Origin of the sequence: Roseivivax halotolerans, from assembly GCF_900115815.1 — a bacterium.
GTDB classification, from domain to species: domain Bacteria; phylum Pseudomonadota; class Alphaproteobacteria; order Rhodobacterales; family Rhodobacteraceae; genus Roseivivax; species Roseivivax halotolerans.
Map to the genome: position 1 here is coordinate 18,877 of NZ_FOXV01000014.1, position 11,355 is coordinate 30,231.

Annotated in this window: 12 protein-coding genes and 1 tRNA gene; 4 read left to right on the top strand and 9 right to left on the bottom strand. The window is 62.6% G+C overall.

Annotated features, from left to right (window positions below):
• Positions 1 to 41: 41 nt before the first annotated feature.
• On the bottom strand, positions 42 to 605 hold the full coding sequence (gene efp, locus BM171_RS15790) for an elongation factor P (RefSeq protein WP_093014657.1): 564 nt from the start codon (positions 603 to 605) through the stop codon (positions 42 to 44).
• 215 nt (positions 606 to 820) lie between these two features.
• On the opposite strand from efp, the gene BM171_RS15795 reads away from it, so the two are divergent.
• Positions 821 to 1,141 (top strand): DUF6280 family protein, encoded by a 321-nt coding sequence (locus tag BM171_RS15795; RefSeq protein WP_093014660.1) that lies wholly within the window; start codon positions 821 to 823, stop codon positions 1,139 to 1,141.
• A gap of 86 nt (positions 1,142 to 1,227) precedes the next feature.
• Here BM171_RS15795 and BM171_RS15800 read toward each other — a convergent pair whose 3' ends face one another.
• The 6 genes from BM171_RS15800 to BM171_RS15825 form a co-directional block, all read right to left on the bottom strand.
• On the bottom strand, positions 1,228 to 2,220 hold the full coding sequence (locus BM171_RS15800) for a hypothetical protein (RefSeq protein ID WP_093014664.1): 993 nt from the start codon (positions 2,218 to 2,220) through the stop codon (positions 1,228 to 1,230).
• A 72-nt stretch (positions 2,221 to 2,292) separates the two neighbouring features.
• On the bottom strand, positions 2,293 to 3,669 hold the full coding sequence (locus tag BM171_RS15805) for a TolC family outer membrane protein (RefSeq protein WP_245760296.1): 1,377 nt from the start codon (positions 3,667 to 3,669) through the stop codon (positions 2,293 to 2,295).
• Between the two features lie 74 nt (positions 3,670 to 3,743).
• Entirely contained in the window at positions 3,744 to 4,397 is a 654-nt protein-coding gene (locus BM171_RS15810; protein WP_093014669.1) for a protein-L-isoaspartate O-methyltransferase family protein, read from the bottom strand.
• Positions 4,398 to 4,533: 136 nt separating this feature from the next.
• Entirely contained in the window at positions 4,534 to 5,607 is a 1,074-nt protein-coding gene (locus tag BM171_RS15815; RefSeq protein WP_093014672.1) for an AI-2E family transporter, read from the bottom strand.
• Positions 5,608 to 5,649: 42 nt separating this feature from the next.
• Positions 5,650 to 5,997, bottom strand: coding sequence for a hypothetical protein (locus BM171_RS15820; protein ID WP_093014675.1), 348 nt, complete (start codon positions 5,995 to 5,997; stop codon positions 5,650 to 5,652).
• Position 5,998: 1 nt separating this feature from the next.
• Positions 5,999 to 6,358, bottom strand: coding sequence for an ElaB/YgaM/YqjD family protein (locus tag BM171_RS15825; protein ID WP_093014677.1), 360 nt, complete (start codon positions 6,356 to 6,358; stop codon positions 5,999 to 6,001).
• A 121-nt stretch (positions 6,359 to 6,479) separates the two neighbouring features.
• Between BM171_RS15825 and BM171_RS15830 the strand changes: the two genes are divergently transcribed.
• Positions 6,480 to 6,553: transfer RNA gene (locus BM171_RS15830), tRNA-Cys, on the top strand.
• Between the two features lie 107 nt (positions 6,554 to 6,660).
• Here the strand turns inward: BM171_RS15830 and BM171_RS15835 are convergent.
• Together BM171_RS15835 and BM171_RS15840 are read right to left on the bottom strand one after the other, a co-directional pair.
• Positions 6,661 to 6,939, bottom strand: coding sequence for a GlsB/YeaQ/YmgE family stress response membrane protein (locus BM171_RS15835; RefSeq protein WP_093014680.1), 279 nt, complete (start codon positions 6,937 to 6,939; stop codon positions 6,661 to 6,663).
• 105 nt (positions 6,940 to 7,044) lie between these two features.
• Positions 7,045 to 7,920, bottom strand: a complete 876-nt coding sequence (locus BM171_RS15840; RefSeq protein WP_093014683.1) for a LysR family transcriptional regulator — start codon at positions 7,918 to 7,920, stop codon at positions 7,045 to 7,047.
• A gap of 131 nt (positions 7,921 to 8,051) precedes the next feature.
• On the opposite strand from BM171_RS15840, the gene urtA reads away from it, so the two are divergent.
• Both urtA and urtB read left to right on the top strand, forming a co-directional pair.
• Positions 8,052 to 9,317 (top strand): urea ABC transporter substrate-binding protein, encoded by a 1,266-nt coding sequence (gene urtA / locus BM171_RS15845; RefSeq protein ID WP_093014686.1) that lies wholly within the window; start codon positions 8,052 to 8,054, stop codon positions 9,315 to 9,317.
• A 64-nt stretch (positions 9,318 to 9,381) separates the two neighbouring features.
• Positions 9,382 to 11,355, top strand: coding sequence for an urea ABC transporter permease subunit UrtB (gene urtB / locus BM171_RS15850; RefSeq protein ID WP_093014689.1), 1,974 nt, complete (start codon positions 9,382 to 9,384; stop codon positions 11,353 to 11,355).

The window sequence follows — 11,355 nt, forward strand, 5'->3', positions numbered from 1 at the left end:
CATTGGCCGGGGCATTTGGACTCAAACCCGAAACGCCGAATTCAGGCGCGTTCGGAGTATTCCATGGTCTCGGTATTGACGACGATCTCCTCGTCCGGCCCGACGAAGGGCGGCACCGTGATCTTCACGCCATTGTCGAGCACCGCCGGCTTGAACGAGTTGGCGGCGGTCTGACCCTTCACCACCGGCTCGGTCTCCGCGACACGACAGGTCACTTTCTGCGGCAGCGTCGCGTTGAGCGCCTCGCTGTCGTAGAACTCCACGACGATGGTCATGCCGTCCTGAAGGAAGGGCCGGCGCTCGCCGAGAATCTCGGCATCGAGCGTAACCTGGTCGAAGGTCTCGGTATCCATGAAGGTCAGCTGTCCCTCGCTCTCGAAGAGGAACTGCATGTCCCGCTGCTCAAGGCGGACGCGCTCCACCTTGTCGGCAGAGCGGAAGCGTTCGTTCAGCTTCGAGCCGTTGCGAAGGTTGCGCATCTCTACCTGCGCGAAGGCGCCGCCCTTGCCGGGTTTGACGTGGTCGACCTTCACGGCGGCCCAGAGCCCTCCGTTATGCTCGAGCACGTTTCCCGGGCGGATTTCGTTACCGTTGATCTTGGCCATGGCAAAACCTTGTCGGAAGGTTGATCGGAATTCGGCTGACCCTATATCTGCCCCTACGTGCCCCTGCAACCTTACCATATCTCGTGGGGAAAACAGGCGCCGCTATGACCATGACGCAAGGGAGCCATGCAATTTCGCTGTATCCGAATCGCAGCAAATAGGCCATAAGGCCCCTTACGCCCGGAACACAAGACCAATAATCCAAAGGACGATCCATGCGAGATTTCGTAGACGCAACGGCTTTCAACGCTGAGCAGGGAAACCGCGCTCGCAAGCTTTTTGCGGCCGTTGTGCTCGCTGCGCTCGACGATGCTATCGCCGATGACAAGAAATACGGCAACGGCCCCGAGCAGATCGCTCGTTGGGCACGTTCGCGCGACGGCCGCGAGGTTCTGACCTGCGCGGGTATCGACCCGAACGAACGTGTCGTGGAAGGCCTGATGGAGTTCGTCGGCAAAGGCGTGCGCACCTCCGTGGCCCTGTCGCGCGAGGAAAGCGAGCGTCGCAACGCAGCGCTTCAGGCGGAAGCCGCCTGATTCCATCTATCCAAGACCGGATCTGAATTTGGGCGCGTTCTTTGGAACGCGCCCTTTTTTATTTGCCGCTCACGTTAAAGACCGGGCTACTCGAAATCCTGGCTCGCAAGCGCGCGCTGGATCTCGCGGCGGACGAGCTTGCGTACGTTCCGCGTGATCCGCTCCCCGAGCGTGCCCTGCAGTTCCTGGCGCACGATGCCTGCGACGAGGCTACGAAGCGCCTCCTCGTCGAGCGCGGGAACCGAACCGGTCCGATCGTCCCTGTCCTCGAGGTCATCGGCCATGCTGGCGAGATGTCCGGCGCGGCGGGATTGGAAAAGCGCGCCGGACATCGGCGTGTCCTCCCAATCGAGAGACGCTTCCGGCCCATGCGCGAAGGCTGCATTCTCGCCATCCCCGGGCATGTCGCTATCCCATTCCTCGGACGCGCCACCGATCATGGATTCGAGCTCCGCGATCTTCTCTTCGAGGCTCATTCCGCTGCGGACCGAGCGGGGCTCCGCTATCGCCTCCACGGGCTCGGGCGTTTGCACCGCCTCTTCCGGCAGCTCATCCGGCTCGGCGTTGTCCGCCGAGTCCAACGCCTGGCTGGCGTCCTCCTCCGAAGCGGACATATCCTCTGTGCCGCCGCCCGCTTGATATTCTGCGGCGTCGCTTTCCGCCTCGTCCTCTTTCGCGCTTTCGCTGGCAAAGAGCGCGGCGAGTTCATCCTGCACGACCTTCGCGAGAACGTCTGCGTCGGCCCCGTTCACCGGCGCGGCCCTGTCCGGGGCGGCCGCATCTGCCATCTGCGCGCTCTCGGTCTCGGGCTGCGCTGGCACGTTCTTCGGATCGGTGAGGAGGATGGGTGCCTCCCCTGCCCCTTCGGACGGGCGTCCCTGCGGCTCGGGATCGCTGACCGCGACTCGCTGCGCGGGGGTCAGGACAAGCCGTTCAACGGATTGAGGCGCCGACGCGCGGACGGCGGACTCAGCCTGTTTCGCAGGCTCCGCAGCGCCCGACCGCCCGTCATCAGAGACGAGACGCCGGATCGACGCTAGGACATCCTCGATTTCTACGTTCGAGACTGGTTTCGACATTCACTTCACCGCTCTGCCTCAAGCGAGAAGTCTAGCCTCGCCTCCGATTCCGCACAACAGATCGGAACAACCTTAGTTTTTTCCGATCGCACGAAGGACACGGTCGAGGTCTTCGCCCTGCTGAGACAGGGCCGGTGCGTCCTTGACAAGATTGTAATAGGCTGACGGATCATATTGCTGCACCGGCAGGCTCAGTTCCTCGACGGTCAGGCGGCCCATCGAATTGATGACATTGTATGCAGCGACATAGCGGTCGACGCGTGCCGAGATCACCAGCGTCCGGGCGTCGAGCAGATCCTGCTCGGCGTTGAGGACGTCGAGCGTTGTGCGTGCACCGAGTTGGGCTTCCTCGCGGATGCCGTTGAAGGCAACCTGTGCGGCCTCGACCTGCCGCTGGCTCGCTTGGATCGCCGCGCTTGCGACTTCCACGTTTACATAGGCATTCGCGACATTCTGGCGGATCTGCTCGGAGACCACATGCAAATTCGCGCGGCGCTGATCCCGGTTCGCCTTGGCCTGACGCAAGGCGGACGTCAGCGCGCCGCCTCGATAGATCGGCCCTGAGGCACCGAGAGAGATCGAGCCGCTGCGTGTGAAGTTGTCCGTGTTCTCCAGATCCTTGGTATAGCCGTAACGTCCGCTCAGGTTGACGCTGGGCTTCAGCGTCGCTTCGGCGATCGCGATGTTCAGCTCGGAGAGCGTGACCTGGCGTTGTGCGGCGATGAGGTCGGGATGCGTCCGCAATGCGATCGCGGTCGCGGTTTCCAGCGAGCCGGGAATCGGCGGGATCGAGGCCGGCACATCGGTCGTGCCGGGCTGGCGTCCCGTCGCACGCAGGTATTCCTGCTGTGCGCGGGCGACATCACCCTGGGCGACCGCAAGCTGGCTGCGCGCTTCGGCGAGCCGCGCTTCGGCGAGCGCCACGTCCGTGCGCGTCACCTCACCCACTTCGAACCGGTCCCGCGCGGCACGCAGCTCGCGGTTGATGACGTTGAGGTTGCTCTGGCGCAGGCGCAGGGTCTGCTGCGCGCGCTCGAGCTCGAAGAAGGCCTGGGTCGCGCGGAAGAGAACCTGCTGCTCGATCGAGACGAGCTGGGCGCGGGTCGCTAGCACAGCCTCCTTCGCCGCGTCGATGCCGAGGCGCGTGCGCCCGAAATCATAGACGAGGAGCGATGCGTTGAGGCCGATCGAGGCCTCCTCGCTGATGAATCCGCCCGTGCTTCGCTGACCTGCCGGACCGAGGCTCGATTGCGTGCCGAAATTGCGCGTGACCTCGGCGGACCAGTCAAGCACCGGCCGGAGCTGGGCAACGGCCTGCGCGACGTCTTCATCGGCGGCCCGGAGCACAGCGCGGTTCTGTTCCAGAAGACCGCTCGAATTATAGGCACCCACAAGTGCATCGGCGAGTGTATCGGCTTTGGCAACGCCTGCCGAAAGCACGGATGCCATCACGCACGCCGCCTTGAGAAAGTTCGATGTCTTCATCTGTCCCTGCCCTGCTTCCCTGCTGCGCGTGCCCCGTTCTACAAAGCGAATGCGCGTTTTTCCTCAAATCCCGGAAGAACCGGTGCGCTCGCATTGAACGCGTAGCGCCAGTTCAGGTGGCCGTCGATCTTGTAGCCGACCCGCACCGTGCCGAGGCGTCCCTCGACGAACAGGCAGACGATCCGTCCGCCTTCCTTCAGTTGATCATCCAGCGTATCCGGCAATGTCTCCACGCCGCCTTCCACGATGATCGCATCGTAAGGTCCGTGCTCGGCCGCGCCCTCGCTCAGGGGCCCGGTATGAAGGACGACGTTATCGGCACCGGTCTCCGACAGAAGGCCCGGCACTTCATCCACAATGTCCTCAAGATCCTCGACCGCGACGACCGCCTCGGCCACATGCGCCAGAACCGCGGCGGAATACCCGTAACCGCAACCGATATCGAGAACGAGCATGTCCGGCGTCACATCGAGCGCGTCGAGCATCTTGGCAAAGGTACGCGGCGCAAGCACGGTCCGGTTCTCAGCGAGCGTCACGCTTTCGGAGGCATAGGCCACCTCCGCCTTGTCGTTCGGCAGAAATCGTTCACGCGGAACCGTCAGCATCGCCTGAATGATGGGAAATTTCGTGACGTCAGAGGGACGCACCTGCGTGTCCACCATCACCCGGCGCAGGGTCGCGAAGTCTGGCATAAGCTAAACTCATCCGTTCAGAAGCTATCTCTTCACTAGTGACACAGCTTACCTGAAGCGGCAACAAACAGAAGGTGTGAAACCCAGATTGTCGCGGCCTTGCGATCACAGGCGCGTCATGCCGATCACAGTGACCTCATGCCCCGGTGTCCCGAGTGCCTCCCGCGTCCGAGCGTTCGTTCTTGCGCGCATGCTGTCCGAGCACACGCTCGTCCACCATCGCGATACCGATGACGAGGCAGGGGATCGCGACGACACCGCCAATCGGTCCCCAGAACCACAGGCCGAAGACAAGGGAGACGAAGACCAGAAGCGGATTGAGACGAACATGTCGGCCGACCATCGCAGGGGTCACGAACTGCGCCTCGATCATGTTCAGCGTCAGGAAAGCCGCGGCCGGCGCGGCAGACATAAGTCCCTCGAAGTTCACCAGCCCGCCGATCAGGAACAGGAACGCCATCAGGGCCGGCCCGAGATAGAGCACGTAGTTGAGGATCGCGACGGCAAAGCCCCAGACATAAGGCAGCGGCATCCCGAGCGCGGTCATCACGGCTGTCGTCGCGAAACCGAGAGTGAAGTTCACGATGGTGATCGCGATGAAATATCGAGAGACGAGGAATTCGGCGACCCGGAACCTTTCGCGCAAAGCCTGCCCTTCCCCGGCGCGGCTGAGACGCGCAGCGAGGAAGGAATAGACGCTGAGACGATGCACCAGGAAAAAATAGAATGTGCCGGCGAAGATCAGAAACTGGGCGAGGAACGCGGGCGCCGCGAAGATCGCATCGGTCATCGAAGGCACCGCCGCCGCCTCGCCGTCTCCGCCATCATCGCCGGCGCCGCCAAACGCTTCCTTCATCTCTTCGTTGACATTGCCGAGGCTGTTCAACGTGTCCCGGAACTGCCAAACGATCTCCTGCATCTCCATGCGGATCGATGGAATCGCATCCACGAACCGCCAGAAAACCGGCTCAAGACCGACGGCGGCGGTGCTGAGAAGCGCGACGGTGAGTAGAAGAATCAACGCTCCACCAAGACCGGGCGGCAAACCGATCCGACAGAGAAACTCCATGATCGGCGCGACGATGATGCCGAACACGATCGCCAGCGCGATGGGCGCAGCGACATCCTGCGCGACGTAAAGCGCCCCGGCGACCAGAAGCGACGCGATGATGATCAGCGCGGCGCTGGCGCCATCAGTTTTCTGTCTCACCTTTTTCTCCCCTGAGCGGCGATGGCGGTCCGTGCAAAACCGTTATCGCCGTTTGGACTTCCGTCCCGCGTCAAGTCCGATCAGAAAGCCCTCGATGAGCTGAACCATCGGCAAGGTCGTGGTCTGTGGTGCAGCACTGTGGCCGGCGACGACGACTGGTCGCCGGGATATGAACTTGCCGATCCCGAGAATGATGAACCCGATCGCGAAAAGCCCGAACCCGATCACCTGAGCCGCGAAGAGAGCGCCTCGAAGTTCCACCAGAACGATCCAGAGGGCCGCGCAGAGAAACCCGACACCGAGGAGAATGAACACCGTGCCGACAACGGAATAGGCGGCCCCACGGACTTTGCGCCGTGCGACCGCCTCTGCATGGGCGAGAAGTGCCATGTTACTTCCGGCTTGTAATCAAGCCAGCAAGGAACCCGGCCGCGACCGCGATGCCGATGGCGGTCGCCGGTTGGCGGCGGATCGCTTCAAGCGCCTGGTCCTGCGCGTCGTTCGCGCGGTGGCGCGCATCCTCGTAGAGACGCTCCCCGTCACGCTTGGCGGATTCATACCGGGCACGGGCCGCGTCGACGGTTTCGTCCTTGCGGCGCGCGCCAATCTCGCCGAGCAGGTCGGTGATCGATGCGAGATCTGCCTTCAGCGTCTCGATCTGCGCCTTCAACGCAGCGTTGTCATTGCCCGCGGCCTGCTGCGCCTGCGATTCCACGTCCTTGATATGTGCTGTTGTCTGGCTCTGGGCCATGGTCCAACTCCTTGCTTCCCATTCCCGGATCAACGCCCCGTGACTGGAACGGTTCCATCAGGCCAGCCGCTCTTATCCGCTTGACGCTGCCGCGACAGCCACCTAGAGACAAGCCCACTCTGGCGAGTTGGCGGAGTGGTTACGCAGCGGATTGCAAATCCGTGTACACCGGTTCGATTCCGGTACTCGCCTCCATTTATTTTCAATGACTTAAGCGAAAAGCGGCCCGAGTAGGTTGGTCCGGTTTACACATCGGTTTACAATTCTTGCGCGTAGCATTGCCCGTATGAGTTGGCTTCGGCTTATTTACCCCTAGCCGCAATCGTCCGAACGAGCGCGAGAACGATCAGCGCGCCGACGGCTCCGACGGCAAGCAGGAACAGGATACCACCGACGGCCAGAACGCTGATCCCGACAGCTGCCAGAATGAACGGCGTCGCGATCGCAGCAATGACCCCGACCGCGAGGTAGAGCGCCATGTTTCGGCCGGCGATTCGACCGGCGAGATAGCCGGCCAGAAGGCCAACGCCTGCGAGCAGGATGAGCGAGATCAATCCCAGGGCTTCGAAAAAGGTTTCCATGTCTCTGCTCCGATTGTGTGACGCTTTGAGAGAACTCTAGGCCGATGCCAAAGGGCGGTCGAGCCGTTCCCATATTGAACGAAGCCTACGCCTGTCTGTGTTTGGTCACCGACCCGCTCCATCGAGACGCGCTTCCATGAAGCGCAGAAAGCGCTCTGCGGGGCGCGACATGGTAGCGCCTGCGAGGCGTAGAACGCTGATCTGCACCGCACCTATGTCGATGGCGATCCGCTGCAGAACCTCAGCTTCAACACCCGCAAATACAGTCTCCGGAAAGATGCAAACGCACCCTGCCCCGCGCATAAGCTGCGCGAGATATGGTGCGGCGACGCTCGTGACCGGGCCTTCCGCAAGCGCGTGGCGGCGGATCGCGTGGGCAATCGCGGCGCGGGCGCCAGTGCCTTCGGGCGGCAAGACGAGCCGGTCATCGAGAAGATCCCATAGGCCCGGGCGCGCCCCTCGGGCCGTCCAATCCGCCGAGGCGCAAACGACCAACGGCACCTGTCCTGCGGCCAGCACCTCGACCGAGCGGTCGGTTTCAGGGTTCGTCACGACAGCCAGGTCAATGTCCCGATTACGCAAGCGGCGCATCTCGCGACCTGAGCTCACCTCGACCGAAATCCCAGGCATGTCCGCTTCGAGATCGGCAAGCGCCTGAAGCGGCAGACCTGCGGCGATATCTGCGCCGAGACCCACCCGAAGCGCGCCAATCTCTCCATCGCGCAGGTGTCCGAATTGGCGCTGCAGCTCCGAAAACTCGACAAGGTGACGGTCGACCACGTCGAGTAGCAGCTCGCCGGCGGAGGTCAGGCGTACACCGCTCGGGATTCGCTCGAAGATCTCGGCACCGATCGATTCCTCGAAGTTCTGGATCGACCTGTTGAGGGCGGAGGGTGAGACAGCGAGCATGTCCGCCGCCTTCCGGATCGAGCCCTGACGCTGGATCAGCCGGATCGCCGTGTAGATCCTGAGGTGTTTCACATAACGCTCCGCCGCGTGGTGCAATTATTGCACCACCCCGACGCAAATTTACCGGCAGACAACACCGGGTCAATGCGGAATGGATGATGCTGCACATGCAAAATGATTGATGTCGACAGGGGGACATATTCATGAAGAAATTGCTGCTTGCCAGTGCCGTAGCCGCGCTCACCGCCCAGGCTGCCCATGCAGAAATCAAGGTTGGAATTCTGCATTCGACCACCGGGACCATGGCGATTTCCGAAACGACGCTGCGCGATGTCATGATGATGATGATCGAACAGCAAAACGCCGCCGGCGGCCTTCTGGGCGAAGAGCTGGTGCCCGTCGTGGTCGATGGCGCGTCGGATTGGCCGACCTATGCCGAGCGGATGCGCGAACTTCTTACGGTCGATGAAGTCGACGTCGTCTTCTGCTGCTGGACCTCGGCGAGCCGCAAGGCGATCCTTCCGGTCGTGGAAGAACTGAACGGGCTCGTGTTCTACCCGGTGCAGTACGAGGGCGAGGAAAGTTCCTACAACGTCTTCTATACCGGCGCCGCGCCGAACCAGCAGGCGATCCCGGCGGTCGACTATTTCCTCGAGGAGCTCGGCCTCGAGACATTTGCACTGCTCGGCACCGATTACGTCTATCCGCGCACGACGAACAGGATCCTCGAGCAATACTTGCTCGATGCGGGCATCCCGGAAGAGAATATCTTCGTCAATTACACGCCTTTCGGCCACTCGGACTGGTCCTCGATCGTCAGCGACGTCGTGGCACTCGGTGAAGGCGGCCAGCAGGTCGGCGTGATCTCCACTATCAACGGCGATGCCAATGTCGGCTTCTATACAGAGCTTGCCGCTCAGGGCGTTACTGCCGACGACATCCCCGTCGTCGCCTTCTCGGTCGGTGAGGAAGAGCTGGCCGGTCTCGATACCGAGCCACTGGTCGGGCATCTCGCGGCGTGGAACTACTTCATGTCCGCCGATACAGAGGCCAATGAGGAATTCATCGCGAACTGGCACGAGTTCACCGGCGACGATAGCCGCGTGACGAATGATCCGATGGAAGCGCACTACATCGGCTTCAACATGTGGGTGCAGGCCGTCGAGCAAGCCGGCACGACCGATCCCGACCCGGTGATCGAGGCGATGGTCGGTCAGACCTTCCCGAACCTCACGGGCGGCACCGCCGAAATGCTGCCGAACCATCACCTCACCAAGCCGGTGCTGATCGGTGAGATCACCGCCGACGGTCAGTTCGACATCATCAGCCAGACCGAGCCAGTGCCGGGCGATGCCTGGACGGACTTCCTGCCGGACTCCGCGGTCCTGACCTCAGATTGGCCGGGCCTCCAATGCGGGATGTACAACACCGAGACGGAAAGCTGCGTCCAACTCCAGTCGAATTACTGATCTCGAACCTTGAGGCGGCGGGCGGATCTGATCCGCCCGTCACCCGATCCGGGCAGTCACAACCATGATCCGATCCTTCGTTGCCGCGATTGCCGGTGCGCTCTTCCTCGCCGTTGCGGCTCACAAGTCCGAGGCGCAGGGACCTGAGACCGGCGCGCTGCAAACCATCCTACAGGAGAACGCCGATCTCGTCGCGAATGCCTCGCGCCAAACTGTGCAAGAGGTGCTCGACGTCCTCGTCGCGAGCGATCTGCCGGAAGTGCCGGACTTCCTCGCGACCTGGAACACGCGCGAACTTTACCAACGGCAGAGCGACGGGCTGTTCGTCTATGTGGAAGATCCCGATGCGGACCCTTTGACGCTTCTCGACATCTCCACCGGTGAGGTAGTCGGCACTGCCACCAGCCGGGAAGTCGACCAGTTGCGCCCGAACCGAGGCGTGCAGGGCGTTATCGCCGCAACACTCGTGCAGTTTCGGCTGACATCGGATGATCCCGAAGACAGGCTTGCTGCGCTCGCATCCATCGAAAGCGACCCCGAAGAAAGCCATCTCGCGCTTCTGCGCGATCTCGTCGAGACGGAGGAAGATGGCCGTGTGCGCCGCCGCGCCGAGGCGCTGCTCCCTGCCCTTGTCATTGCGTTCGCCGACGCGGACGAGCCTCGCGTTGAGGCGATCCGCAGCCTTGCGGGCAATGTGAGTCTGTCGGCCCGCGCCACGCTGAACCCGCTTCTGTCGACGCAGGTGCGGATTTCAGAGGCTCTGCCTGAGGGCGAGAACATCGCCCGCGAGCTGCGCCCCGGCACCGACGCGCTGAGCCGCGAAGACGCTTACGCGATGCTGGTGGAAGACGGTCTCGCAACGCCGCTGATCCCGCGTCGAACACGCGCTGATACGCTCGCAGCAAATATAGTCGACGGCGCAGCCGGTGGCGTGCCGGTCGAGACGCTGAACACCGAAGAAGCGCGCGACCGGGCTTATGCCACGCTCGTTGAGGCTGGTCAGGCCGATCCCGCCCCAACCGAAGCGGAGATCGACGCGGCGCTCGATGCCCATGTCTTCTACGAGGTGTATCGCGAAGACAGCGCCGCCGTGACCGATGCGGCCCGCGCAACGCTCGACGGGATCGAGACGCGCGTCGCCTTCTACCGTTTTCTCGATCTCTCGCTCGACGGATTGTCCCTGGCCTCGATCTATTTTCTCGCGGCCATCGGCCTTGCCATCACCTTCGGCGTGATGGGCGTCATCAACATGGCGCATGGCGAGTTCATCATGCTCGGCGCATACACTGGGTACGTTGTGCAATCGGTCGTGGCGAACGAGACCCTATCCATCGCCATCGCGATCCCCCTCGCCTTCGCGGTAACCTTCGCCGCGGGCGTCGCGATGGAGCGGCTCGTGATCCGCTGGCTCTATCATCGACCGCTCGAAACGCTGCTCGCAACCTTCGGCATTTCCATCGCGCTGCAGCAGATCATCCGCCTCATCTTCGGCGCACTGACGCAGCCGCTCTCCCCGCCCGATTGGCTGGCAGGTTCGGTCTCGCTCAACGATGTCGTATCGATCAGCTCGATCCGCATCGCGATCTTCCTGCTGGGTGCGGTGTTCTTCGTCCTCCTATGGCTGATCCTGAACCGCACGCGCCTCGGGCTCGAGGTCCGTGCCGTCACGCAGAACCCAAAGATGGCCGCGTCGATGGGCATCAATCCGGACAGGATCAACATGCTGACCTTTGGCCTCGGCTCCGGCATCGCCGGGATCGCGGGCGTTGCCATCGGGCTTTTCGCGCAGGTCGTTCCTGATCTCGGACAGAACTACATCGTGCAGAGCTTTATGACCGTGGTCGTCGGAGGCGTCGGCAACATCTTCGGCACGCTGGTCGGCGCCTTCATGATCGGCTCGCTCCAGAAGGCGATCGAGTTTATGAACCCGTCCAACACGCTGGCGGCGCAGACCTACATGATCCTGTTCGTGATCCTCTTCATCCAGTTCCGTCCCCGCGGCATCATCGCGCTGCGCGGGCGCGCGGCGGGCGATTGA